The sequence below is a fragment of the Sphaerisporangium sp. NPDC005288 genome, from assembly GCF_040607475.1.
GTDB classification, from domain to species: domain Bacteria; phylum Actinomycetota; class Actinomycetes; order Streptosporangiales; family Streptosporangiaceae; genus Sphaerisporangium; species Sphaerisporangium rhizosphaerae.
The window spans coordinates 1-23,198 of record NZ_JBEXGT010000046.1; the positions used below are offsets into that span (position 1 = coordinate 1).

The 23,198-nt window shown below is 72.6% G+C and carries 23 protein-coding genes; 9 read left to right on the plus strand and 14 right to left on the minus strand.

Annotated elements, in window-relative coordinates; all coding sequences use genetic code 11:
• Nucleotides 1–353: 353 nt before the first annotated feature.
• From ABZU32_RS33015 to lhgO, 4 genes are all read right to left on the minus strand, one after another.
• Complete coding sequence (locus ABZU32_RS33015; RefSeq protein ID WP_354928447.1) at nt 354–1,418, minus strand: cobalamin-independent methionine synthase II family protein; 1,065 nt, start codon at nt 1,416–1,418, stop codon at nt 354–356.
• 325 nt (nt 1,419–1,743) lie between these two features.
• Nucleotides 1,744–3,546 (minus strand): ATP-binding protein, encoded by a 1,803-nt coding sequence (locus ABZU32_RS33020; protein WP_354928450.1) that lies wholly within the window; start codon nt 3,544–3,546, stop codon nt 1,744–1,746.
• Nucleotides 3,543–4,244 (minus strand): response regulator transcription factor, encoded by a 702-nt coding sequence (locus tag ABZU32_RS33025; protein ID WP_354928453.1) that lies wholly within the window; start codon nt 4,242–4,244, stop codon nt 3,543–3,545. The genes ABZU32_RS33020 and ABZU32_RS33025 overlap by 4 nt, the downstream gene beginning before the upstream one ends.
• Nucleotides 4,245–4,267: 23 nt before the next feature.
• On the minus strand, nt 4,268–5,452 hold the full coding sequence (lhgO, locus tag ABZU32_RS33030; protein ID WP_354928456.1) for an L-2-hydroxyglutarate oxidase: 1,185 nt from the start codon (nt 5,450–5,452) through the stop codon (nt 4,268–4,270).
• A 160-nt stretch (nt 5,453–5,612) separates the two neighbouring features.
• On the opposite strand from lhgO, the gene ABZU32_RS33035 reads away from it, so the two are divergent.
• The gene (locus ABZU32_RS33035) at nt 5,613–6,005 is read left to right on the plus strand and encodes a hypothetical protein (protein ID WP_354845485.1); all 393 of its coding nucleotides are present in this window, start codon (nt 5,613–5,615) and stop codon (nt 6,003–6,005) included.
• Between the two features lie 160 nt (nt 6,006–6,165).
• Nucleotides 6,166–7,038: a hypothetical protein gene (locus ABZU32_RS33040; protein WP_354928459.1), complete on the plus strand. Its 873-nt coding sequence runs from the start codon at nt 6,166–6,168 to the stop codon at nt 7,036–7,038.
• Nucleotides 7,039–7,286: 248 nt separating this feature from the next.
• Here the strand turns inward: ABZU32_RS33040 and ABZU32_RS33045 are convergent, their stop codons facing one another.
• Entirely contained in the window at nt 7,287–8,441 is a 1,155-nt protein-coding gene (locus ABZU32_RS33045) for a hypothetical protein (RefSeq protein WP_354928462.1), read from the minus strand.
• Nucleotides 8,442–8,702: 261 nt separating this feature from the next.
• Between ABZU32_RS33045 and ABZU32_RS33050 the strand changes: the two genes are divergently transcribed.
• Nucleotides 8,703–9,674, plus strand: a complete 972-nt coding sequence (locus ABZU32_RS33050) for an aldo/keto reductase (RefSeq protein ID WP_354928465.1) — start codon at nt 8,703–8,705, stop codon at nt 9,672–9,674.
• 237 nt (nt 9,675–9,911) lie between these two features.
• On the opposite strand, the gene thpR is transcribed toward ABZU32_RS33050, so the two are convergent.
• From thpR to ABZU32_RS33075, 5 genes are all read right to left on the minus strand, one after another.
• Complete coding sequence (gene thpR / locus ABZU32_RS33055) at nt 9,912–10,475, minus strand: RNA 2',3'-cyclic phosphodiesterase (protein ID WP_354928468.1); 564 nt, start codon at nt 10,473–10,475, stop codon at nt 9,912–9,914.
• On the minus strand, nt 10,429–11,913 hold the full coding sequence (locus tag ABZU32_RS33060) for an MFS transporter (RefSeq protein WP_354928471.1): 1,485 nt from the start codon (nt 11,911–11,913) through the stop codon (nt 10,429–10,431). The genes thpR and ABZU32_RS33060 overlap by 47 nt, the downstream gene beginning before the upstream one ends.
• Nucleotides 11,910–12,371, minus strand: coding sequence for a MarR family transcriptional regulator (locus tag ABZU32_RS33065; RefSeq protein ID WP_354928474.1), 462 nt, complete (start codon nt 12,369–12,371; stop codon nt 11,910–11,912). Before ABZU32_RS33065 ends, ABZU32_RS33060 begins: the two co-directional genes overlap by 4 nt.
• Nucleotides 12,372–12,539: 168 nt before the next feature.
• Nucleotides 12,540–13,811 (minus strand): MFS transporter, encoded by a 1,272-nt coding sequence (locus tag ABZU32_RS33070; protein ID WP_354928605.1) that lies wholly within the window; start codon nt 13,809–13,811, stop codon nt 12,540–12,542.
• A 284-nt stretch (nt 13,812–14,095) separates the two neighbouring features.
• Nucleotides 14,096–14,722 (minus strand): TetR/AcrR family transcriptional regulator C-terminal domain-containing protein, encoded by a 627-nt coding sequence (locus tag ABZU32_RS33075; protein ID WP_354928477.1) that lies wholly within the window; start codon nt 14,720–14,722, stop codon nt 14,096–14,098.
• 157 nt (nt 14,723–14,879) lie between these two features.
• Here ABZU32_RS33075 and ABZU32_RS33080 point away from each other — a divergent pair, with 157 nt between their 5' ends.
• Both ABZU32_RS33080 and ABZU32_RS33085 read left to right on the plus strand, forming a co-directional pair.
• Nucleotides 14,880–15,491: a peroxiredoxin-like family protein gene (locus tag ABZU32_RS33080; RefSeq protein ID WP_354928480.1), complete on the plus strand. Its 612-nt coding sequence runs from the start codon at nt 14,880–14,882 to the stop codon at nt 15,489–15,491.
• Between the two features lie 181 nt (nt 15,492–15,672).
• A complete protein-coding gene (locus ABZU32_RS33085; protein WP_354928483.1) occupies nt 15,673–16,884 on the plus strand; it encodes a cellulose binding domain-containing protein in 1,212 nt (403 codons plus the stop codon).
• 59 nt (nt 16,885–16,943) lie between these two features.
• Here ABZU32_RS33085 and ABZU32_RS33090 read toward each other — a convergent pair whose 3' ends face one another.
• Genes ABZU32_RS33090 through ABZU32_RS33100 form a run of 3 tightly spaced genes read right to left on the minus strand, consistent with a single transcriptional unit; the run spans nt 16,944 to nt 18,957 of the window.
• The gene (locus tag ABZU32_RS33090; protein ID WP_354928486.1) at nt 16,944–17,999 is read right to left on the minus strand and encodes a PIN-like domain-containing protein; all 1,056 of its coding nucleotides are present in this window, start codon (nt 17,997–17,999) and stop codon (nt 16,944–16,946) included.
• Between the two features lie 26 nt (nt 18,000–18,025).
• Complete coding sequence (locus tag ABZU32_RS33095; protein ID WP_354845454.1) at nt 18,026–18,454, minus strand: VOC family protein; 429 nt, start codon at nt 18,452–18,454, stop codon at nt 18,026–18,028.
• Nucleotides 18,451–18,957, minus strand: a complete 507-nt coding sequence (locus tag ABZU32_RS33100) for an AraC family transcriptional regulator (RefSeq protein ID WP_354928490.1) — start codon at nt 18,955–18,957, stop codon at nt 18,451–18,453. The genes ABZU32_RS33095 and ABZU32_RS33100 overlap by 4 nt, the downstream gene beginning before the upstream one ends.
• Before the next feature lie 198 nt (nt 18,958–19,155).
• On the opposite strand from ABZU32_RS33100, the gene ABZU32_RS33105 reads away from it, so the two are divergent.
• The 3 genes from ABZU32_RS33105 (at nt 19,156) to ABZU32_RS33115 (ending at nt 22,131) form a co-directional block, all read left to right on the plus strand.
• A complete protein-coding gene (locus ABZU32_RS33105) occupies nt 19,156–19,719 on the plus strand; it encodes a PadR family transcriptional regulator (RefSeq protein WP_354928493.1) in 564 nt (187 codons plus the stop codon).
• A 55-nt stretch (nt 19,720–19,774) separates the two neighbouring features.
• The gene (locus ABZU32_RS33110; protein WP_354928496.1) at nt 19,775–20,587 is read left to right on the plus strand and encodes an SGNH/GDSL hydrolase family protein; all 813 of its coding nucleotides are present in this window, start codon (nt 19,775–19,777) and stop codon (nt 20,585–20,587) included.
• Nucleotides 20,588–20,712: 125 nt separating this feature from the next.
• Entirely contained in the window at nt 20,713–22,131 is a 1,419-nt protein-coding gene (locus tag ABZU32_RS33115; RefSeq protein ID WP_354928499.1) for a radical SAM protein, read from the plus strand.
• Here the strand turns inward: ABZU32_RS33115 and ABZU32_RS33120 are convergent.
• Nucleotides 22,105–22,545 carry a GNAT family N-acetyltransferase gene (locus ABZU32_RS33120; RefSeq protein WP_354928502.1) on the minus strand — a complete coding sequence of 147 codons (441 nt, stop codon included), beginning with the start codon at nt 22,543–22,545 and terminating at the stop codon, nt 22,105–22,107. The two genes, ABZU32_RS33115 and ABZU32_RS33120, sit on opposite strands and share 27 nt — an antisense overlap.
• 231 nt (nt 22,546–22,776) lie before the next feature.
• Between ABZU32_RS33120 and ABZU32_RS33125 the strand changes: the two genes are divergently transcribed.
• Nucleotides 22,777–23,190, plus strand: a complete 414-nt coding sequence (locus ABZU32_RS33125) for a VOC family protein (RefSeq protein WP_354845437.1) — start codon at nt 22,777–22,779, stop codon at nt 23,188–23,190.
• The last annotated feature ends 8 nt before the right edge of the window (nt 23,191–23,198 follow it).

Consider the following 23,198-nt stretch of genomic DNA (forward strand, 5'->3'; position numbering starts at 1 on the left):
TAACCGGCACCCGTCCACCGGGCACGGCACTCCACCCCGGTGCGTGCCGGAAGTAACCGGCACCCGTCCACCGGGCACGGCACTCCACCCCGGTGCGTGCCGGAAGTAACCGGCACCCGTCCACCGGGCACGGCACTCCACCCCGGTGTGTGCTGGAGGTGATCGGCGCCGGTTCGGCGGGTCGTGGTACGGCGATGCCGGCGCCGACTACGGTGCCCGACCGGGCGCACGTGCGACGGACAGCCCACCAGCAACCCCCCTGACCCGCTCGACGCCGGGCTTGGCCGTGAAAGGCCGCCGACCCGGTGCCCAGGGGCCCGCCGCGATCGCGACGGGCCCCCTGGCCGGGTGGTTCAGACGCCCAGGGCCTCCGCTGCCAGGGCGGTGCCCTCGACCCGGGCCGCGATCTTGGCGAACGCGGTGTCGCGCGAGGTGGAGGTGTCGTCGGCGAACGGCGCGAACCCGCAGTCGTCGCAGGTGCCGAGCCGTTCGGCGGGCAGCCGCCGCGCGGCCTCCAGCACCCGGTCGCGCACCTGTTCCGGGGTCTCGACGGCCGGGTCGATGGGGTCGGTAACGCCGACGAAGATCCGGGCCTGCGCGGGGAGGTGCGCGGCGATGAGGTCCAGCACCCGCCCCGGGTCGGCCTCGCCGGCGAGCTCGACGTAGAAGTTGCCGGCCCGCAGGGTGAACAACGTGGGCAGCAGAGCGGCGTAGTCGACGTCCGCGCTGTGGGTGGAGTCCTGGTCGCCTCCGGGACAGGTGTGCACGCCGATGCGGGCGCGCTCGTCGTCGGTGAAGCGCTCGAGCACCTGGTTGTTGAGGGCCACGAACTGCTCCAGCAGCCCCCCGCTCGGGTCAAGCTTGAGCGACAGCCGCCCTTCGGTGAAGTCGAGCTGCACCACGTGCGCTCCGGCGTCCAGGCAGCCCCGGATGTCGGCCTCGGCCGCGGCGACCAGGTCGTCGACGAAGGCCTTGCGCGGATAGCCGGCGATGCCGTCGGCCGGGTAGAGCAGGCTGAGCGCCGATGGGGCGATGACCGCCTGCTTGACCGGCAGGGCGGTGTGGCGGCGCGCGGCCCGCAGGTAGGTCGCGGCGCGCTCGCCGTAGCGGAACGGCCCGGTCGTCAGGCGGGGAAGCTGCCGGGTGTGGCCGTCGGCGAACGGGATGACCGCCCCGTCCGCGGCCAGGCCGTCCAGCCCGGCGATCGGGTAGGTGGCGAAGCTCGGCTTGGACTGCTCGCCGTCGACCAGGACGGGGCTGCCGATGCTCTCCAGCCTCGCGAGGGTGTCGGCGACGGCCGCATCCTGCGCCGCAGCCAGGTCGTCATCTCCTAAGCGGCCCGCCGCGTGGTCCGCCATCGCGGTCAGCAGGGCGGAGGGCCGGGGAATACTGCCAATGGGTTCGGTGGGGATGCTCATTTCGCGAGCGTAGATAACGATCGCCCCGCCGATCAATGATCGGTCCGGAACCGGACGCCCGCCGACACCCGCCCCGCCCGCCACCCATCGGCGCCCTGAACGGCGGCCCCGGCGAAGACCGCGGGAGCCCCTGATGCGCCGTCCAGGAACGTTCACCGGCTCGGGCGCCGTAACCGGCGCCGGCATCGCCGTACCACGACCCGCCGACCCGGCGCCGATCACCCTCAGCACATGGCCAGGGGTGGGAAAGCGTCCGGTGCGGGGCACTACAGGGACGGGGCAGGACGTCGGGGGCCAGGGGTGGGAAAGCATCCGGTGCGGGGCACTACAGGGATGGGGGCAGGACGTCGGGGGCGAGGGGGAGGGTCACGCGGAAGGTGGCGCCGGCGCCGGGGGCCGTGCGCAGGGCCACGGTGCCGCCGTGCGCCGCGACGAGGCCGGCGACGATCGCGAGGCCGAGGCCGCTGCCACCCGCGGTCGCACTACCGTGCGACGCGCCGTTGCCGGCCGCGCGGGAACCCGCCGCGCCCTCGCCGTCCGAAGACCCGGCACCGTCCGAAGACCCGGCACCGTCCGAAGACCCGGCACCGTCCGAAGACCCGGCACCGTCCGGAGACCCGGCACCGTCCGGAGACCCGGCGCCGTCCGGAGACCCGGCGCCGTCCGGTGAGCCGGCGGGCGTGTCTTCCCGGGGGCCGGGTGGGAGGGGGGTACGGGTTCTGGCGGGGTCGGCGCGGTAGAAGCGTTCGAAGACGCGTTCGGCCTGTTCGGGGGCCAAGCCGGGGCCTTTGTCGGCGACCTCCAGGAACGCGGCGGCGCCGTCCGTCCCCGCGCGCACGGTGATCGGCGTGCCGGCGGGGGTGTGGGTGAGGGCGTTGCCCACGAGGTTCCCGATGATCTGGCGCAGCCGCACCTCGTCGCCGGAGACGATCGGGGCGACGTCACCGGCCACCTCCAGCACCAGCTCGCGGTCGGCGGCGAGGATGCGGGCCTCCTGCACCGCGTCGGCGGCCAGGGCGAGCAGGTCGACCGGGCTCATGGTGAGCGGCCGCTGCTGGTCGAGGCGCGCGAGCAGCAGCAGGTCCTCGACCAGGACGCCCATGCGGGCGGCGGCGTCCTCCACCCGGCGCATGAGGCGGGCCGGGTCGCCGGCGGGATTCTGCCGGTAGAACTCGGCGAAGCCGCGGATGGAGGTGAGCGGCGTGCGCAGTTCGTGCGAGGCGTCGGCGACGAAGCGGCGCATGCGCTCCTCGGAGGTGCGGGCCGCCGCCTCGGAGATCTCCCGCGCGTGGAACGCGGCCTCGATCTGGGCGAGCATGCCGTTGAGTGAGGCGGCCAGGCTGCCGACCTCGGTGCGCGGGTCGCGGTCGGGCACGCGGCGGGCCAGGTCCCCGGCGGCGATGGCGGCGGCGGTGTGCTCCATCTCCACCAGCGGCCGCAGGCTCCTGCGGACGATGACCACGCCGAGGACGGCCAGGACGACCATGACCAGGCCGCCGCCCAGCAGTTCGGTGAGCGCGAGGCGGGCGGTGATCTGGGCGACCGAGGACATGTCGATGGCCACGACCACGCTGCCCACGCCCGCCACCGAGGCGGCGCGCAGCCGCCACTCGCCTCCGCCCGACTCGGCGGGGACGGTCTGCGGGCGCCACGCCGAGGCGGCGAGGTCGGGCAGCACCGGCCCGGGCCGGTGCTCGGCCTCCAGTCCGGCGAGGGTGGCGACGACCCGCCCTTCGCCGTCGCGGAGCTGGATCAATCCGTCGGGGGGCACGCGACTGCCGAGGCCGGGCCCGCGTTGCAGGCGGTGGGCGACGTCCTGGACGAAGGTGGCGAGCTGCTGGTCGACCCGGTCGACGAGGTAGCCGCGCAGCACCGACACGCTGCCCGCGCCGATGCCGGCGAGCGCGATGGCGACGAGCGCCAGCATGGTGGCGATCAGCTTGATGCGTAGCGGGGTCCGGGCGAACAGGGACGCGACGACCGCCCGCCGCCGGGCGAGCGCGGACGCCACCGCCCCGCCGCCGCGGACGGCCCGCGAGAGGGGCGGCGAGGAGACGGGCGGAGGAGAGGCGGGCGGAGGAGACGCGGGCGGTGAGGAGGCCGGCGGAGGGGAGGCGGGCGCGGTCATGGGGGCGGGGTGCGCAGGACGTACCCGACGCCGCGCAAGGTGTGGATGAGCCGGGGGGTGGTGTTGTCGATCTTCCTGCGCAGCACGGAGACGTACGACTCGACGATGCCGGCGTCGCCGCGGAAGTCGTAGTCCCACACGTGGTCGAGGATCTGCGCCTTGGACAGCACCCGTCCGGCGTTGGCCATGAAGTAGCGCAGCAGCTTGAACTCGGTGGGCGAGAGCGGGACGACCGTGCCCTGCCGCCACACCTCGTGGCTCTCCTCGTCCAGCTCGATGTCGGCGAAGGTCATCCGGGGCGGCGGCGCGGCCGGGTCGCCGGCGGTGCGGCGCAGCACCGCCCGGATGCGCGCGACCACCTCCTCCAGGCTGAACGGCTTGGTCACATAGTCGTCGCCGCCGAGGGTGAGCCCTCTGATCTTGTCCTCGGTGGCGTCCCGCGCGGTGAGGAAGACGACCGGAGTGTGCGCCCCGCCGCCCCGCAGGCGCCGCACGACGTCGAAGCCGTCCATGTCGGGCAGCATGACGTCCAGCACGATGAGGTCCGGCCGGCGGCGCTGCGCCGCCTCCACCGCCTCGGCGCCGTTGCCGGCCGGGGTCACCGAGAACCCGGCGAAGCGCAGGCTGGCGGACAGCAGCTCCAGGATGTTCGGATCGTCCTCGACGACCAGCAGGCGGGCTTCAGGCGATTCGCTCACCTTCCTATAGTGGCCTGCCCGGATTAAGCCGAGATGAAAGAAACGATGTGCCGGGCGATGGCCAGGCTGGACGTGGCGGCCGGCGAGGGGGCGTTGCGCACGAGGATCACTCGGCCGTGGACGTCCACGACGAAGTCGTCCAGCAGGCTCCCGTCCCGGCCGACGGCCTGGGCGCGCACCCCGCCGGTGGTCCGCACCAGGTCGTGCGGCGCGAGGACGGGCACGTAGCGGCGCGCGGCGGTGAGGAACGCCCGCTTGGCGAGCGAGCCGTAGACCTCGGCCAGGCCGGTCCTCCAGTGCCGGGCGGCCATCCGCCGGGTGCCCGGCCAGGTGAGGATGTCGCGCAGGTCGCCGGGCGACACCTGCCGCCAGGAGTAGCCTTCGCGGGCGAGCGCGAGCACGGCGTTCGGCCCGACGAGCACCTCGCCGTCGATGCGGCGGGTCAGGTGCACGCCGAGGAAGGGGTAGCGCGGGTCGGGCACCGGGTACACCAGCCCGCGGACCAGGCCTTTGGCGGTGCCGGCGAGCTTGTAGTACTCCCCGCGGAAGGGCACGATGCGCACGTCTCCGGCGTATCCCCCCATCGCGGCGACGGCGTCGGACTGCAGGCCCGCGCAGGCGATCAACCGGTCGAAGACCAGCCGCGTCCGGCCCGCCAGCACCTCCACGCCGCTCGCGGTCTCGCGCAGCGCCCGCACCGGCCGCCCCAGGCGCACGCTGCCGCCGCTCGCGGCGACGTCCTCGGCCAGGCGACGGGCGACGGCGGGGAAGTCGACGATGGCGGTGCGCGGGGAGTGGACGGCGCCGACGCCCACCGCGTGCGGCTCGATCTCGCGCAGTCCGAGGGCGTCCAGTTCGGCGACGTCCGGCACGCCGTTCTCCCTGGCGCGGGCGGCGATGCGCCGCAGGCCCGCGCGCTCGGCCGCGGTGGCGGCGATGACCAGCTTGCCGATCTCCTCGTAGGGGATGTGGTGCTCGGCGCAGTACTCCCGCAGCAGCGCGGCGCCCTCGCGGCAGAGCCTGGCCTTGAGCGAGCCGGGCGTGTAGTAGATGCCGGCGTGCACGACGCCGCTGTTGCGGCCGGTCTGGTGAGCGGCGACGCGGTCCTCCTTGTCCAGGACCGTCACCGTGGCACCGCGCGCGGCAAGCTCACGGGCCACCGCCAGCCCGAGGATGCCCGCACCGATGATTCCGATTCGCTCGCTCACAAGCGGATATTTTGCTCTGTTCGCGCAGGCCGCGCCAGACGACCGGCGTCCGGCCGGGGCCGGCCTCCGGACATGACGCGGGCAAAGGTTCGGGAAGGTCCAGGAAAAGCGGCATAACGGCCAGCAGACTCTCGAACAGACATTCGATACACTTTCTGGCGTGTACCTACCACCGGGATGGCCGCCCGAGGTCCGCCCGCCGGGGAGCCCCGACTGGGAGACCTCGGCCGTGGCGTGGCTGCTCGACGCGGTCCCCCCGGACTACCGGGCCTACGGCGTGCTGCGCCGCCACCCCGTGGCGCTGGCCCGCATGGCGTCGCACCACGTGAACGCCACGGTGGAGGCCGCGCGCACCGGCTACCGGCGCGCGGCGGTCGAGCTGAAGGAGTACCTGCCTCCGCACGCCGTCGAGGCCGTCCTTGCGGCCTACCGCCGCGAAGGCCCTCGGCTCGTGAGCCTGGCCGCCTCGATCGAGCTGGTCGAGCACGCCCTGCGCGGCGAGCCGTTCGTCGCCCGCATGGACACCTCGGGACAAACAAGATCGTCCAGGTAAAACCCTGGGGCGCCGCGGCCCAAGAGTCTTCCCCTCCCCTCGGTTCGGTGTTTCCGCAGGGCATACCACGACAGGCACGCCGGCGTGATCCGCACTGATGTTCCGGCGTGCCCTCCGGCCCCGACCTCCCGGGGCATGTCATCGGATCGAGGGGAAGTTCATGAATTCAGCCCATGCTCTGGCGTCCCTGCCACAGCGTGTCCTCCTTGCCGGCGCCACGGCGCTCCTCACCGTCCCCGCCCTGGGGATCTCCTCCGCATCGGCGCAGTCGTCCCCCTCCGCGCCCGCGGCGCTCCCGGCCACCCCGCCGGCGCCCGCCCCCGCCTGCGTGATCAGCAACGGAGGGTTCGAGGAGCCCACCGGCCTGCGCGGCGCCGGCAACATGCGAACCGACATCCCGAACTGGCGGACCACCTCCACCGACCGGACCATCGAGGTCTGGGGGCCCGGCAACGCGCAGGCCACCGGCAGCGAGGTCCCCGCCGACTCCGGCACCGGTTTCGCCGCGATCAACGGCGCGCAGGCGTCCAGCCTCTACCAGGACATCGCCACCACCCCGAAGACCGTCCTGGTCTGGCGGCTGGCGCACCGCGCGCGCAGCGCCGGTCCCGACCAGAAGGACGTCATCCGCGTCAGGATCGGCACGCCGGGCGGCACGACGGCCCAGATCCCGCTGGGGCAGACCGGCACCGACATCGCCGACGGCGGCGACTCGTGGGGCCACCACACCGGCATCTACCGCGTCCCCAAGGGCCAGAAGCTCACGCGGTTCTCCGTCGAGGCGGTGTCGTCGGCCGAAGGCACCCCGAATCTGGGCAACTTCCTGGACTCGGTGGAGGTGACCTGCAGCCCGCCGTGCCCGAAGGGCCGGCTCCTGCACCGGGCGTGCGACGCCTGGGGCCTGCCGCTGTACCGCACCCCCGTCGCCCGGCCCTGGCACACTCACCACGGGCGCCCGTCGCGTCCCGAGCCCGTCAGCCCCGTTCCCGGGCCCATCGGCGCCGACTCGATCCTCCCGCGCCCGGCGCGGTGAGCCGGCGCCGCTCCGCGACGGCTCCATGGACGCGTAGCGGCTGATCCCGGCGCGAGAGCCGGGGGCGCCCTCCGGGACCGCGTGCACCGGCCCCGGCGGGCGGCCCCAGGGCACGGGCCCGCGCGGCGGGTGCGGCCCGCGCGGGCCGCGGCGAGTTCTCCCGACGCGGCGAGTTCTCCCGACGTTGCGAGTTCTCCCGACGTTGCGACTTCAGCCGACGCGGCGGGTTCGGCCCGACGCGGCGGGGTTCAGCCGACGCGGCGGGCGATGACCGCGATGATGCCGGTGGCGCCCAGGGCGACGCCGAGCCACAGGACGATGAGCTCCGTGGGCACTCCCCCGTCGTCGCCGTCGCTCGCCGCCGCGTGGGAGGCGGCGACGTCGGGCGCGGTCGCCGCCTCGGACGGCGTGACGCTCGCCCGGGGCGACGCCGTGCGCGCGGGCCCGCCCGCTGCCCTGCCCGGCAGGGCCGCCGCCGGGAGCGGCACCTGGTACACCGGGCTGCCGGCCCCCTCGGTGCCGGTGAGCAGCGACTTACCGTCCCTGGTGTAGGCGATCGACTCGGCCTGCTGCAACGACGGCATGGAGACGCGGGTGATCAGATCGCCGGGCGCGCGGTAGACCGACGCCGAGAAGTAGGTGCGGATCACGAAGCTCGACCCGTCGGGCGCGTAGGCGGCGTCGGTCGCCATGATCGGCGCCGGTGCGACCCGGCGCAGGATGTTCACCCTGTCAGTGCGCAGCTTGGCCGGCGCGGCGTACACCGAGCCGGCGAACTCCTTGCTCACGACGTACAGCCGGCCCGTGGTGGGGTGGACCATGATGCCCTCGGCGTTGCGGTTGCCGTCCTTGTACCGGAAGCGGTAGCGGGTCGCCGGCAGGGTGGCGTCCCGCAGCACCTTGGGCTCCTCGACCTTGTAGATCGAGTAGTCGGGCCAGCCGCCGTTGAGGTTGTCGCCGATGTCGGCGAACCACAGCACGCTGCGCCCGGTCGCCGGGTCCACGGAGGCGGCCATGGCCTCCCAGTCGCGGGCCGCGGCGCCGGCGACGGTGAACGTCGCCAGCGTGCGGCCGTCGGTCCCGACGGCGTAGAACTGCGGCCCGGCCCCGCTGTCGTTGTGGGTGTAGACCACGTTCTTGTGCGTCGGGGAGACCGCGAGGCCGCTGGACTCGCCGATGCGCGGGTCCTTGAAGCGGAACAGCAGGCGCGGCCTGCCGTCCTCCGGCCGGTCGCCCCCCGTGCCGCGCGGCCGCGCGGCGCCGTGCTCCGCGGTGTCGGTGGCGGTGGAGGTGGAGGTGGTGCCGGTGGTGGCGGCGGCGGACGCCGCGAACGGCCCCGCCACCGACATCCCGAACGCCGCCAGGACCGGAACCACCGCGGCCACCCGTCTGCTGCTCCCCATTGGCACATCATGCCCCGCGGTTCCCACCGGCGCGCCGCAGCGACCGCGCGGTTCGGTACTGAGTTGGGATAGGTCTGGTCGGGACACCGTCTAGGCCCGAGCACGGCACAGGGCACGGGCACAGGGCACGGGCACAGGGCACGGGCACAGGGCACGGGCACAGGGCACGGGCACAGGGCACGGGCACAGGGCACGGGCCCGAGCACGTCACGGGGCACGGGGCTGGGCTGGAGTGCACTCCAGGTGTTTAGGGTGAGTGATATGGAATACGTACACCTTGGACGCGCCGGACTGTCCGTGAGCCGACTCTGCCTCGGCACCATGAACTTCGGGCCGGTCACCTCGGAAGAGGACTCGTTCGCCATCATGGACAGGGCGCACGAGCTGGGGATCAACTTCTTCGACACGGCCAACGTCTACGGCTGGAAGAAGGGCGAGGGCGTAACCGAGCAGATCATCGGACGCTGGTTCGCCCAGGGCGGCGGCCGTCGCGAGAAGACCGTCATCGCCACCAAGCTGAACGGCGCCATGGGCGACTGGCCCAACGACGGCAAGCTGTCCGCGCTCAACATCCGGCGGGCCTGTGACGCCTCGCTCAAGCGGCTCCAGACCGACTACATCGACCTCTACCAGATGCACCACGTCGACCGGAACACCCCGATCGACGAGATCTGGGAGGCCATGGAGGTCCTGCGCCAGCAGGGCAAGATCGTCTACGTCGGGTCGTCCAACTTCGCCGGGTGGCACATCACCCAGGCGCAGGAGGCCGCCAAGCGGCGCCACTTCACCGGTCTGGTCTCCGAGCAGTCGCACTACAACCTGCTCACCCGGACCGTCGAGCTGGAGGTGCTCCCCGCCTGCGACGAGTACGGACTCGGGGTGATCCCGTGGAGCCCGCTCGCCGGCGGCCTGCTGGGCGGCATCCTCCGCAAGATCGACAAGGGCCGCTCCGCCTCCGAGCAGGTCACCGCCGCGCTCGAGAAGCACCGCGACAAGATCGAGCGGTACGAGGCGTTCTGCGACGAGCTGGGCGAGCAGCCGGCCGACGTGGCGCTGGCCTGGCTGCTGCTGCAGCAGGCCGTCACCGGGCCGATCATCGGGCCGCGGACGGCCGAGCAGCTCGACGGCAGCCTGCGCGCGCTGGAGATCGAACTGGACGACAAGGCGCTCGCCACCCTCGACGAGATCTTCCCCGGCCCCGGCGGCCCGGCCCCCGAGGCCTACGCCTGGTGACCATCGGGGAGCGCGCCACGGCGCCGCTCACCATCACGGGCCTCCGGCGCCGCGCGCCGGGGGCCTGTCGCCGTTCCCCCACCGAGGACTCTCGCCGTACCGCCCACCGAGGCGGAGGACCGCAGGCCCCGGACCGGTGCCCGCTAGGACAGCAGCGCGCCGATCACCACGATGACCACGAGAAGCGCGAGCACGGTGGGCAGCAGCCAGCGACGGGGACGGTCCACGCCTTGGAGCCTAGCCGCGTCCGGTGAGTGGCCAGGCCCCGAGGGGCTCGTAGCGCACCGACGGCCCCTGGTGGCTGCGCATGAGATGGACGGCGTCGGCGCGCCACGGCGTCCCGGCGAAGGAGGCGAGCGCCTCGACCAGCGGACGGACGTCGGCGCCCGTGCGCGGACGGGCCCGGGCCAGGGTGAGATGAGGGCGGAAGGGCTTGTCGTCGGGCGGCCCGGCCCCGGCGCGCCGGGCGCCGGCGGCCAGCGAGGCGGCCAGGCGCGACAGGCCGGGGCCGCCGCCGTGCACGCCCAGCCACACGACCTTCGCCCGCGCCGGGGAGGAGAACGCGCCCGCGGCCCCGAACGACAGCCTCATCGCCGGGTGGCGTCCGGCGGCCCGCGCCAGCCGCGCCGACAGCTCGGGCACCACCTCCCCGGAGACCTCGCCGAGGAAGCTCATCGTGATGTGCCACAGCTCCGGCGCGACCCAGCGCAGCTCGGGCCAGCCGTCCCGGTGAGGCTCGACGGCCGCGGCGACCTCAGCGAGCGCCTCCGGGGGCGGCGACAACGCCACGAACAGCCGCATCGCGCGTCCTTCCCTCGGCGAACCGGGTGAGCAGCATCGCCAGACCGACGCCCAGCAGGCACATCACTCCGCAGATCACCACTCCGAGGCGGGGCCCGGCGAGCTCGCCGACCCAGCCGATCAGCGGTGCGCCGATGGGGGCGCCACCGGTGAACACCAGGACATAGATTCCCATGACCCGGCCGCGCATCTCCGGTGAGGCCGCGAGCTGGACCGAGGAGTTGGCGGCGGTGTTCGTCGTGATCATCGCCATGCCCGCCGGCATGAGCAGGAGCAGGAACACCGGGTAGGCCGGCGCGAGGCCCGCGGCGATCTGGGCGACACCGAAGCACACGGCGCCGCCGATCAGCAGGCGGCGGCTCGGCCGGGCCCGCCGGGCGGCGAGCAGCGCCCCGCCGAGGGCGCCGACCGCGAACACGCTGGAGGCCACGCCGAAGGAGGAGGCGTCCTGGCCGAACACCTGCTTGGACATCAGCGCGATGCTCATGGAGAAGCTCGTCGCGAACATCGCCACGAACGCCACCAGCAGGATCGGCATCAGCAGCTCCGGCCGGCCCCAGACGTGCAGCAGTCCCTCGCGCAACTGCCCCTTGGCCCGGGCGAGCGGTTCGGGGGTGCGCAGCTCCGAGCCGCGCATCATCACCAGGCCGGTGATCACCGCGGCGAAGGACGCCGCGTTCACCAGGAAGATCGGCCCCGTCCCGCCCAGCGCGTAGATCAGCACGCCGGCGATCGCGGGCCCGACGACCCGGGCGAGGTTGAAGGTGGAGCTGTTCAGCGCGATCGCGTTGGACAGGTCCTGGCGGCCGACCATCTCCACCACGAACGACTGGCGCGTCGGGACCTCGACGCACGAGACGCAGCCGAGCATGAAGGCCATCACGTACACGTGCCACACCTGGGCGTGCCCGGTGATGGTCAGCACGCCCATCGTCAGCGCCAGCAACCCCAGCAGGGACTGGGCGACCATGAGCAACGGGCGCTTGGGGTAGCGGTCGGCCAGCATGCCGCCCCACAGTCCGAACAGGACCACCGGCAGGAACTGCAGGGCGGTCGTCACGCCGAGCGCGGCCGAACTGCCGTGGGCCAGTTCCAGCACCAGCCAGTCCTGGGCGGTGCGCTGCATCCAGGTGCCGACGTTGGACACGACGCTGCCGGAGACGAACAGCCGGTAGTTGTGGTTGCGCAGCGAGCGGAACATGCCGCCGCCGGTCCGCGGCACGGTCTCGGCGCCGCGGGTCTCCTCGGCCTGGACCTCGGCGAGCTCCGAGCGGCGTACGGCCTCCGCCCGGGAGCCGGCTTTCGACCGGCGTACCGCTCCCGACCGGCGCACGACCTTCGCCCGGAGGCCGGCCGCGAGGCGATCGGGCGCCGCGGCCGGCGTGCCGGGTTCCAGAGGGTCGGCGGACCCGTCGTCCGCGGCCTTGGGTTCGATCACATCTGCGAGAGCTTCTCCAAGATCGGCGCCGCGGCCCGCAGAGCCGCCCGTTCCTCCGGCGTCAGCTCCATCAGCCGCTGGGCGAGCCACGCCTCCTTGCCCCGGCGCTCCTGCTTGAGCAGCCCTCGCCCGGCCTCGGTCACGCTGACGGTCACCTGCCGCCGGTCGGTCTGCCGCGGAGCCCGGGCGACCAGGCCCCGCTCCTCCAGCGCGGCGATCACCCGGGTCATCGAAGGGGGTTGCATCTTTTCGAGCTCGGCCAATTCGCCAGGGGTGATCCCTGAGTGTCGTTCTACGGCGGCGAGCGTCGCGGCCTGCGTGGGGGTCAGCTTGTGGGCTCCGCCCTGACGCCGGAGCCGCCTGGTCAGCCGCGCCAGTGACACGCGTAGCGCGGACGCCAGTCCGGCGTCGCTGCGCAGGTCCAACTGGCGCTCCGTCTTTGGGGTGTTCGTTAGCATAGGTCATTACCTTCGCTAACTATATACGACAACACATGATTCCCGATGGCTAGGAGGGATTTCGAGACGCGCGTCACCACGGAGAGCGCCGAGCGGCCGTGGCCGCAGGTCAGAGGGAGCAAGGACGGCCGACCGCCACGGGGTGGTGAAGGCGGGAGCGGCCGGCCATCACGGCGCGGTGGAGGCGGGAGCGGCCGCCAGATCCTCCGCCGCGATCCCCTCGGAGGCGCGCATGGTGCGCACCTGGCGCGAGAGCAGGGTGAGCGCCGAGGCCACGACGATCAGCGCCGCGGCGCCGTACTGCGTGGGCGACAGCCCGATGTGCTCGGCGATCGGCCCGGCGAGCAGCGCGCCGAGCGGCATCGCCATGACCGAGCCCAGCGCGTCGTAGGCCGAGACACGGGCCAGCCGCTCGGTCGGGATCCTGCGGGCCAGGGCGACGCTCCACTGCACCATCATGACCTCCATGCCGAGGCCGAGGAGCCCCGCGGCCACGCACACCACGGGCAGCGGCCAGTGCATGGCCAGCGACAGCGGGGCGACGGCTATCGACGCGCCGATGATGGCCACCGCCAGGATGGGACGCCGCGGGGTGTAGCGCAGGGACACCACGCCGCCGAGGATCAGGCCGAGCGCCTCGGCCGAGTTGATCAGCCCCCACGCGGCCGGACCGCCCATCTCGGCCTTGGCCACGGCGGGGCCGAGCACCATGAAGCCGCCGTACCAGGCCATGAGGACGACGCAGAACTGCACCACGATGGCCCACAGCCAGGTGTGCGAGACGAACTCCGACCAGCCGTCCCGCAGGTCGCCGATCATGCTGCCGCCCCCCGCGCGCCCGTGCCCGGTCGCCCGGATGGAGAGCAGCATGGGGATCGTCCCGAGCAGCCCGACGCCGCAGACGGCGAGCGCCCACCCGGGCCCGGCGACCGCGACGACCACGCCCGCGACCGCCGCGCCGCCCATCTGGGCGAAGTTCATCGCCAGCCTGCTCACGGCGTTCGCCTGCTGGAGAACCCCATCGGGCACGATTTTGGGAAGCAGTGCCTGCGAGGCGGGGTAGAAGACGGCCAGCCCCACGCCGGTCAGGGACTCCAGCACGATCATGTGCCAGAGCCGGACCTGGCCGGTGAGCACCAGGATGCCGAGCAGTCCTTCGGCCACCGCGATCATGACATTGGCCGCGACGATGACCCGCTGTGGCGGGACGCGGTCGGCGATCACCCCGCTGATCAGCGTGAAGACCAGCGACGGCGCGATCTGGGCCGCGAGCACGTACGCCAGGTCGGCGGTGGACCCGGTGAGGTCCAGCACGGCGAACGAGACGCCCACCAGCGAGAACGCCACGGCGGCCGGCGCGAGGAAGCGATCGGCGAGCAGCAGCCGGAAGTCGCGGATCTCGAACACCGGAAAGCGGCGGGCAAGGGCGCGCCAGAGCATGACCACGGTCCGATCGGGTTGAAAGCGACTTTCGACGGTAACCGGGCCCGCGCGCGGCGGGCAATCGATTTACCGCCCGGTGCGTCAGCCCAGCCGGGCGGCCCGCGGACCAGACGATTCACCGCCCGGCACGCACGTCAGCCCAGCCGGGGGGCCCGCGGACCAGGGTACGCGCCCCGCATGAGCAGCGGTTCCTCATGGTGCCGGTCTCCGTCACGCGGCCGTCCCGCATCGGGCGGGCGTCCAGTGCGGCGCCCGCGCGGCCGGCGGGCGGTTCCGCCGGCTCACTCCTCCCCGCGAGCCATCGCGCGGAGACCGGCCAGCATGACCGCCAGCCCCTCGCCGAACTCCTCGGCGACCGGGACGCGGCGTCCCTCGACGGCCGTCTCCGCCAGCAGGGGGAACTCCTCGCGCGGCAACCCGGCCATCCGCGCGGTGCCGGCGCCGGACAGCGGCCCGAGGTGCTCCATCTGGATGGAGCCGATCAGGTAGCCGAGCAGGGCGCGCAGGGCGACGACGCGGTGGCGGCCGGTGAACCCGGCGCCGGCGAGCACGGCGAGCACCGCCTCCGACCAGCGCAGCACGGCGAGGGAGGTGTGGCGGTGGGTCAGGGTCAGCGGCACGACCTCGGGGTGGGCGCGGACGGCCGCGCGCACCCGTTCCACCAGGGCGGTCAGCTGCCGCGTCCACGAGCCGTGCGGCGGCCGGACGTCCACGCCGGACAGCACGAGCTCGACCACCAGCCCCTCCAACTGCTCGCGGTCGGCGACGTAGCGGTACAGCGACATCGTGCCCATGCCGAGGTGCACGGCGACCGCGCGCATGGAGAGCGCCGCGAGGCCGTCCCGGTCGATCACCGCCAGAGCGGCGGCGGCCAGGTCGTCCTGGGTCAGCGAACGGGGTCGGGGCACGGCTTGACAGCGTACAACATACGCTCATAGCGTCGTAGGCGTACACCGCACTCCTACGATCCCCGGCCTTCCCCTCGGCGCTCGCCTCGCCCCCCAACGGCTACTCGGCCACCTCAAGGGCCCTCGGGCCCGCATCCCGCTTCTGAGAAGGTGCACCATGTCCCGACCCGCGAACCCCCGGCGCGTCACGCCCGGCATGTCGATCACCGGGCGCCGCCTGGCCACGGTCACCGGCGGACCGGTCGCCGTCCCGGACGCCGGACGGCTCACCCACCTGCAGTTCCGCCGCTTCGCCGGCTGCCCGGTGTGCAATCTCCATCTGCGCTCGGTGGTCGCACGGCACGACGAGATCCTCGCCGCGGGGATCCGCGAGGTCGTCGTGTTCCACTCCTCAGCCGAGGACCTCCGCCCCCACGTGGCCGACCTTCCCTTCGCCGTCGTCCCCGACCCGGGAAAGCGGCTCTACGCCGAGTTCGGCGTCGAGGCCGCGCCGCGTTCGCTCCTGCACCCCCGCGCGCTGTGGGCGATCATCCGGGGGGTGCTGCGCGACCTCGGCCCCGTCCTGCTCCGGCGCCGCCCCGCTCCCTCCCTCGTCCCGTCCGGCGGAAACCTGGGCCTGCCCGCCGACCTCCTGATCGACGGCGAGGGCCGCGTCCTGGCCGCCAAGTACGGCGACCACGCCTACGACCAGTGGCCCGTCGACACCCTCCTCACCCTCGCCCGCGCCCACTCCACCACCCCTCCCTCCAGCGCGCGGCCGAACCGGTGACCCCTTCCCCGCGCACGGCCACACCGGTGAAACCGCTCTCCTAGCAGGGCCGCACCGGTGAACCGTTCACCCGCGACCAGCGCGTCCGCCGCCGCGACCGGTCCGGCCCTTTACGCCCCGCCGAAGCCGCCTCACGCTCGGTGCTGACACCCACGGGCCGTCCTTGACCGACAGGGGAACGATGAGATTCCGCACACCGCCCTTGTGCGCCGCCCTCGCCGCCGTATTCCTCACCGCCGTCCTGGCGGCCACCCCCGCGGTACAGGCCGCCGCCTTCACCAGGACGTCCGCCGAACGCGCGGCCGCCACCTCCGCCGAGAGCGCGGCCGGCGCCCTCACGGCACGCGCGGCCGACACCACGCCGCCGTCCCGGCCGACCGGGCTGGTCAACTGCCCGGTGCCGAGCGCCACCACCGGGTACGTCGCGGTGTGCTGGACCGCCTCGACCGACGACCAGGGAGTCACCGGCTACGACATCTACCGGCTGGAGACCGGCGGTTTCGTGCGGGCGAGCAGCACGACCGGCACGGTGGGCGGGTTCTCCGGGGTCCTCGGCCGCGCGTACACCCTGTACGTCGTGGCCAAGGACGCGGCGGGCAACATCAGCCCGCCCTCCAGTCTGATCACCGTCGGGGCGAGCACCGGCATGACGCCCAGCCCGGGGCCCTCGCCGAGCCCGACGCCCACCGGCGACGTCGTGCCGCCGTCCCGGCCGACCGGGCTGCGAGAAGGTTGCCTGGCCGACTTCCCCGGCGTGGCGTTCTGCTTCGACCCCTCGACCGACAACGTCGCGGTCACCGCCTACGACGTGTACCGCGAGACCGCGACCGGGTACCTCAAGGCCGGGACGGTCAACCCCTCGTCCTACCTGATCTTCACCGAGGGCGGCCTGGTGACCGGGACGCGCTACACCTATGTGGTGGTCGCCCGGGACGCGGCGGGCAACCTCAGCGCGCCTTCGGTCCCGATCGTGGCCACCGCCCGTCCGGGCCTCCCAGCTCCGACCCCCACGCCCACGCCCACCCCGAAGCCCACCCCCACACCGACGCCGACGCCCACCCCGACGCCGAGTCTGTCGTGCGCCGTGACCTACGCGGCCACCGTGTGGAACACCGGGCTCAGCGCCTGGCTGTCGATCAAGAACACGGGCGCCACGCCGATCGACGGCTGGACGCTGACCATCGAGTACGCGGCGCCCGACCTGACCCTGACCACGGCCCATTCGGCGATCTGGGCCCAGACCGGCTCCCGGATCACCGCGACGAACCTGCCGTGGAACAAGGTCATACCACCGGGCGGCTCGGTGCTGATGGGATTCAACGCCACTCACAACGGACATCCCCCGGTCCCCACGCGATTCCTGGTCAACGGCGTTCCCTGCGCCACCGTCTGACCGGCTCCGGCCCGGCCGTCGCCTCCCGGAGGTCCCCCCGGGAGGCGACGGACCGCCGCTCAGTCGACCAGGTCCGCCTGGTCGTCCAGCCCGCCTGTCAGAGGGAGCGGAGGCGCAGGGACGTCCGCGCCCGGGTACCGGTCCTCCTCCGCCGCCTCGGCGAGCGAGCGGCCGACCCTCTCGACGTTCTCGACCGACTCCTCCCGCACCGCGACGCGCAGGATCGACCGGGCCCGCCTCAGCAGATCGTCCGGCCTCAGCATGAACAGCCCGACACCGGCGACGGCCGCCATCTCCTCGGCGAGTTCGTACCGGGGACCCCGCGGCTCGCCGCCCTCCCGCCGCCACCAGTCCTCTTTCAGGTCGCCGGTGACCAGAAGCACGTCCACGCGCCGGCGTCGCGCCTCGCGGAGCGTCTGGACCCAGATCAGGTAGTCGCCGGCCGCCGCCTCGGGGTCCTTGGCCGCGTCCATGTACCCCGGCGGGATCCTCGCCTGCCCGCGCCGCCGGGCCTCGGCCAGCGCCTCGGCGTGCTCATCCTCGCCCAACGGGGCGCCCACACGGCCGCGCAGGATCTCCTCCAGAGCGCTGAGCACCCAGTCGTCGCTGGTGTTGCCGACGAACGCGGCGGCCTCGGCGTCGTCCAGTTCCCCCACCGCGGCGATCACCGTGCCGAACGCCCGCGAGAGCCCGTCGATGAGTTCCGCGCAGCGCTCGTGCGGCAGATCGACCCGCCCGGCCCAGCCGCGCAGGACGCGAAGAGCGCCCTCCCGCCTCTGCTCCAGGTCCTCCGTGGTCTTGGCGGACTCGCGCGGGTCCGCCAGCACGGCCTCGCGGTTGCGCCAGAACTCCACCACGACCTGCCGGGGCACCCACAGGGTCTTCCCCAGGCCGCGCAGCACGTCCAGCAGATCGTGCCGGGTGCGGTCGTTGTACCGGTACAGGTTGAGCAGGACATTGGTGTCCGGCACCACCAAGCCGGTCGTGAGCAGGTCGCGATGATCCTGCTCGGTCGGAGTGCGGTAGGCCTCGAAGCCGTCGAACAGACCGAACGGCGTGCCGACGTCGGCGGAAGGCGCCTCGGCCTTCCCGGCGGTGCTCTCGGGAGTGGTCACCGAGCCATAATGACCTCCTGCCCGGCTCAGCCGCCGGTGTTCTGCGCGTACTCCTTCGGCTCGACGAGCACCAGCCAGTTGCCGGAGTTGTCGCGCATGACGGCCTCCACGCCGTACGGGCGCTCGGACGGCTCCTGGAGGAAGGTCACGCCCTTGGCGGTGAGCTCCTCGAAGGTCTTGCGGCAGTCGTCGACCCGCAGGCCGAGGCCGCCCATCTGCCCCTTCTCGAGCTGGCGGCGGACGAAGTCGGCGGCCTCGGTGTCGAGCGGGGGGCCGGGCTTCATGAGCGTGACCTGCAGTTCGGGGTGGTCGGGGTGGATGACGGTGACCCAGCGGAAGTCGTCGCCCATGGTGACGTCGGCATTGGCGGCGAAGCCGAGGACGTCCACGTAGAAGTCGCGGGCCTGGTCCTGGTCGAGGCAGTAGACGGTGACGAGATTGACGTTCGTAATCATGCCGAGAAAGTTACTCCCTGCCCCTCACCAGGGACTTCTCCAATATTGCACAAATCGCGATCTTGCTCGCGCGGGGCCACGGTGCCGGCCGGATCGAGCGCTCCGGACATGAACAGGTAGCACCCAGGGACCGTCGGGGCCCCGTGGGCGGCCCACCGGTCGCGGTAGGCGCTCGGGCTCTCGCCGACCACCTGGGTGAACTTGGAGGAGAACGAGCCGAGGCTGGTGAAGCCCACGGCCATGCAGATCTCGGTCACCGTGAGGTTGGCGAAGCGCAGCAGATCTTGCGCCCGCTCCAGCCGGCGGCGCAGGACGTAACGGTTGGGCGTCTCACCGTAGGCCGACTCGAAGCAGCGGACGAAGTAGAACTTGGAGATGCCGGCGACGGCCGCGAGCCGGTCGAGGTCGAGCTTGGACTGGTAGTGACGGTCGATGTGGTCGCGCGCCAACCGCAGCCGGGGCAGCAGTTCCACCGGCACCGTCCGTTCCCCCTTGGCGGCCACCCGCCGACACTAATCGACGGCCCCGACACTTTTCGTCATGGCATGGTGCGACCGGAACGTCACCGGACGCGCACGCCGGTCGCCTTCGGCGCTCCCACCCTCGGCTGTTGATCGACCTCGACCGCCACGTGCATCCATGTACACAATTAATTGACTATGAAACGGGACAAGTAATCAACTGCGCGTTATCGTGATGCCATGTCGTTGCGCCACGCGGTGATGGCCGCGCTTCTCGAAGGCGAAGCGTCCGGGTACGACCTGGCCAAAGGGTTCGACGCGTCCGTGGCCAACTTCTGGATGGCCACCCCGCAGCAGCTGTACCGGGAACTGGACAGGATGCAGGTCGAGGGCCTGGTGCGAGCACGCGTCGTCCAGCAGGAACGCCGCCCCAACAAGCGGCTGTTCTCCCTCACCGAGGCCGGGCGCCGGGTGCTGCGCGAGTTCACCGCCGCGCCGCCGCGCCCCGGCGCGATCCGCGACGAGCTGATGGTCAAGGTGCAGGCCGTGGACGCCGGCGAGACCGGCGCCGTGCGCACCGCCATCGAAGAGCGCATGGCCTGGGCCGAGGCCAAGATCGCCCGATTCGAACGGCTCCGCGCCCGGCTGCTCGACGGCCGCGACGAGGAGGAGTTCCTCGCCCACGCCGAGCGCATCGGCCCCTACCTGACGCTGACACGCGGCCTCGCCTTCGAGCGCGAGAACGCGCAGTGGTGCCGGTGGGCCATGGCCGTGCTGGAGCGGCGCTCGGCCCCCGCCACCTGACCCGCCTTTCCCGGCATCCCACCCGCGTTCCGTTTCTGACGATGAAAGTGGACTGATGAGGTACCTGAGATACGTCGCGGTCGGCGACAGCCAGACCGAGGGCCTCAACGACGGCGACGAGCGGACCGGCTACCGCGGCTGGGCCGACCGGCTGGCCGAACTGCTGGCCGCGCAGGAGCCGGAGTTCCGCTACGCCAACCTGGCGGTCCGCGGCCGGCTCGCCGCGCGGATCCGCGCCGAGCAGACCGGCGCCGCCCTCGCGCTGGAACCCGACCTGGTGACCGTCATGGCAGGGATGAACGACCTGGTGCGGCCCGGGTGCGACGCCTCCGCCGTCGCCGCCGACGTGGAGGCGATGCTGGCCGCCTTCACCGCCTCCGGCGCCCGCGTGGTCACCTTCACCTTCCCCGACGTCGCCGCGATCTCCCCGCTGACCCGGCACCTGCGCCCCCGGGTCGTGGACTTCAACCAGCGCGTCCGCGACGCGGCCCGCCGCCACGGCGCCCTGGTGGTGGACACCTTCCCCCACCCGGTGACCACCGACCCCCGGCTGTGGAGCCCCGACCGTCTGCACGCCGGCCCGCTGGGGCACGCGCTCATCGCGGCGGCGGTGGCCGAGGCGCTGGCCCTGCCCGGCAGCGACTCCTCCTGGACCGCCCCGCTCCCCCCGTTGCCTCTCCCGCCGGCCTGGCGCCGCGCCCACACCGAACTGACCTGGGCCGCCGGCTTCCTCGGCCCGTGGCTGGTCCGCCGCCTGCGCGGCCGCTCCTCGGGCGACGGCCGCACCGCCAAACGCCCGGACCTCCACCCCGTGTACGGCCCCGGCCCCGACCGTGCGGCGGAGCCACAACCCACAGAAGGCGCTTGACCGAAAACCTACGGGAGACGGCGGGACGAAGGCCGCCATGAACCGATCAGGCCGGACGCAGATCTCCACAGGATCTCGACAAAGGCCCCACCCGGTCGCCATGCCGTCCGTTCATGCTTGGCCGCATGCGCGTGAAGATGATCCTCCCTGCGCTCACGGAGGCGACCAGTCCGCTGTTCCGCCCGGTCAAATACTCGCTGTTCCCCCCGCTCGGCCTGGCCACCCTGGCGGGTTACCTCGGGAACGAGGACGAGGTCACCCTCGTCGACGAGCACGTGGAGAAGGTCCGCACCGACGACGAGCCCGACCTGGTCGTCATCCAGGTCTACATCACCTCGGCCAGGCGATCCTACGAACTGGCCGACCACTACCGGGCCCGCGGCGCCCACGTCTGCCTCGGCGGCCTGCACGTCACCTCGCTGCCCGCCGAGGCCGCCGAACACGCCGACACGATCTTCACAGGGCCGGGCGAGGACACCTGGCCGCGGTTCCTGGCCGACTACCGGGCCGGACGGCCGCTCGCCCGCTACGACTCCCGGGAACGGACGCTCGCCGCCCTGCCGCCCGTCCGGCGCGACCTCATCAGGCGAGGCCGCTACCTGGTGCCCAACTCGATCGTGGTGTCCCGAGGATGCCCCCACGTGTGCGACTTCTGCTACAAGGAGGCGTTCTTCGAGGGCGGCAAGTCCTTCTACACCCAGACCGTCGACGCCGCGCTGTCCGAGATCGACCGGCTGCCCGGACGGCACCTGTACTTCCTCGACGACCACCTGTTCGGCAACGCCAGGTTCGCCTCGGCGCTGTTCGACGGCATGCGCGGAATGGGCAGACTGTGGCAGGCCGCAGGCACCGTCAAGTCCGTCCTGGCCCCCGACCTGCTGGAGAAGGCCGTCGAGTCGGGGCTGCGCAGCCTGTTCGTCGGCTTCGAGACGGTCAACGCCGGCAACCTGGCCGCCCAGCGCAAGTGGCAGAACATCGACCGCGACTACGACGCGGTGGTGCGGCGCCTGCGCGACCTCGGGGTCATGGTGAACGCCAGTTTCGTGTTCGGCATGGACTCCGACGACGCCTCGGTGTTCGAGCGCACCGTCGAATGGGCCGTCGGCCAGGGCGTGGAGACCGCGACCTTCCACATCATGACCCCGTACCCCGGCACCCGCCTGTACGAGCGGATGGCCGCCCAGGGACGCCTGCTGCACAGCGACTGGGATCGCTACGACACCCGGCACACCGTCTTCCAGCCGGCCCGGATGACCCCCGCCGAACTGGAGGAGGGCTACTGGCGGGCGTACCGCGACTTCTACCGGTGGAAATCGATCTGGAAGGGCGCGAGCGTCAAGCCGACCCTCCGCGGCCAGGCCAGGCACCTGGCCTACGCCGCGGGATGGAAGAAGTTCGAACCCCTGTGGGACCTGCTCATCCGCGCCCGCCGAACCAACCAGGCCCTCCCCCTCCTCGAAGCCATCCTCTCCCGCCGCTCAGCGATTCGACCGACCCATGTCGGCATGCCCAGCGCTTCAGACGGCGGCGTCCGCTCCCGGTGACCGGACCATGTAGACGTCGATCGGGTCCTGCGTCTCCACGGTGAACCCGTGGCGCTCGTACAGCCGGCGGGCGGCGCTGCCCTGCAGAACCTGCAGACGGACGGGCACGCCGTCGGCGTCGGTGCGGCTCAACAGGCCGCGCAGGACGGCCGAACCGAGCCCCCTGCCCTGGAGGTGCGGCGCGAGATAGAAGTGCTCCAGCCACCATCCGTCCTCGGCCGGTCGCAATGTGACACACCCCGCGAAAAGGCCATCGGCCGAGACGACCGAGGTGTACTGCGGGGTGAAGGCATCCCGCAGCCGCTGCCGCACCCGGTGCTCGTCGAACCGGCCCAGCCGCTCCAGATCAGGACGCATCACCATGGCCCGCAGCTCCGCGATCACCTCGACATCCCCCGGCTCCGCAGGCCGCATGGCCCATCCCGTGGACCGACCCGACCCGCGGCCGGCCACCACTCCCCCGGCCGGCACCCCGTCCGCCCGCGTCCTCACATCCACGATCGAATCATCTCAACAAGCCATCGCGATGACGCCACAGCGCTGCGAGATGACCGAACCGGTCAGGAATGGAGAAGCGCCGGATCAGGGGGCCTTCGTAGCCTGAGCCGCATGTGCACGATCCCTTATGCACCAAGGAGACAAGGCATGAAAGCACACGTCAGCTCGATTCTTCTCGCTGTCCGCGACATGGACCGGGCCAAGCGCTTCTACACCGAAGGGCTCGGCTGGAAGATCCAGAACGACTACGGCATCTCGGTGTTCTTCGAGTCGGACGGAGCCTCGCCCGTCGGCTTCTACGGCCGCGAGGGCCTGGCCGGTCAGGTGGGAACGAGCCCGGAAGGCAGCGGCTTCAGCGGGCTCGTCCTCACCTACGTCGTCCGCAGTGAGGCGCGGGTCGACGAGATCCTCGCCGAGGCCGAGAAGGCCGGCGCCACGATCCTCAAGCCCGCCGGCGCTCTGCCGTGGGGCGGCTACGGCGGCACCTTCGCCGACCCGGACGGCTACATCTGGAGCCTCGGATACAGCGCCCAGGGAAAGGACCAGCCCTACGCCGAGTAGCCGCCGGA

Coding starts and splice junctions, on each gene's coding strand:
- ABZU32_RS33015 (WP_354928447.1), bottom strand. CDS start 1,418: ATGAGCATCCCCACCGAACCCATTGGCAGTATTCCCCGGCCCTCCGCC.
- ABZU32_RS33020 (WP_354928450.1), bottom strand. CDS start 3,546: ATGACCGCGCCCGCCTCCCCTCCGCCGGCCTCCTCACCGCCCGCGTCT.
- ABZU32_RS33040 (WP_354928459.1), top strand. CDS start 6,166: ATGAATTCAGCCCATGCTCTGGCGTCCCTGCCACAGCGTGTCCTCCTT.
- ABZU32_RS33045 (WP_354928462.1), bottom strand. CDS start 8,441: ATGGGGAGCAGCAGACGGGTGGCCGCGGTGGTTCCGGTCCTGGCGGCG.
- ABZU32_RS33050 (WP_354928465.1), top strand. CDS start 8,703: ATGGAATACGTACACCTTGGACGCGCCGGACTGTCCGTGAGCCGACTC.
- thpR (WP_354928468.1), bottom strand. CDS start 10,475: ATGCGGCTGTTCGTGGCGTTGTCGCCGCCCCCGGAGGCGCTCGCTGAG.
- ABZU32_RS33065 (WP_354928474.1), bottom strand. CDS start 12,371: ATGCTAACGAACACCCCAAAGACGGAGCGCCAGTTGGACCTGCGCAGC.
- ABZU32_RS33070 (WP_354928605.1), bottom strand. CDS start 13,811: ATGCTCTGGCGCGCCCTTGCCCGCCGCTTTCCGGTGTTCGAGATCCGC.
- ABZU32_RS33080 (WP_354928480.1), top strand. CDS start 14,880: ATGTCCCGACCCGCGAACCCCCGGCGCGTCACGCCCGGCATGTCGATC.
- ABZU32_RS33085 (WP_354928483.1), top strand. CDS start 15,673: ATGAGATTCCGCACACCGCCCTTGTGCGCCGCCCTCGCCGCCGTATTC.
- ABZU32_RS33095 (WP_354845454.1), bottom strand. CDS start 18,454: ATGATTACGAACGTCAATCTCGTCACCGTCTACTGCCTCGACCAGGAC.
- ABZU32_RS33105 (WP_354928493.1), top strand. CDS start 19,156: ATGTCGTTGCGCCACGCGGTGATGGCCGCGCTTCTCGAAGGCGAAGCG.
- ABZU32_RS33110 (WP_354928496.1), top strand. CDS start 19,775: ATGAGGTACCTGAGATACGTCGCGGTCGGCGACAGCCAGACCGAGGGC.
- ABZU32_RS33115 (WP_354928499.1), top strand. CDS start 20,713: ATGCGCGTGAAGATGATCCTCCCTGCGCTCACGGAGGCGACCAGTCCG.
- ABZU32_RS33120 (WP_354928502.1), bottom strand. CDS start 22,545: ATGCGGCCTGCGGAGCCGGGGGATGTCGAGGTGATCGCGGAGCTGCGG.
- ABZU32_RS33125 (WP_354845437.1), top strand. CDS start 22,777: ATGAAAGCACACGTCAGCTCGATTCTTCTCGCTGTCCGCGACATGGAC.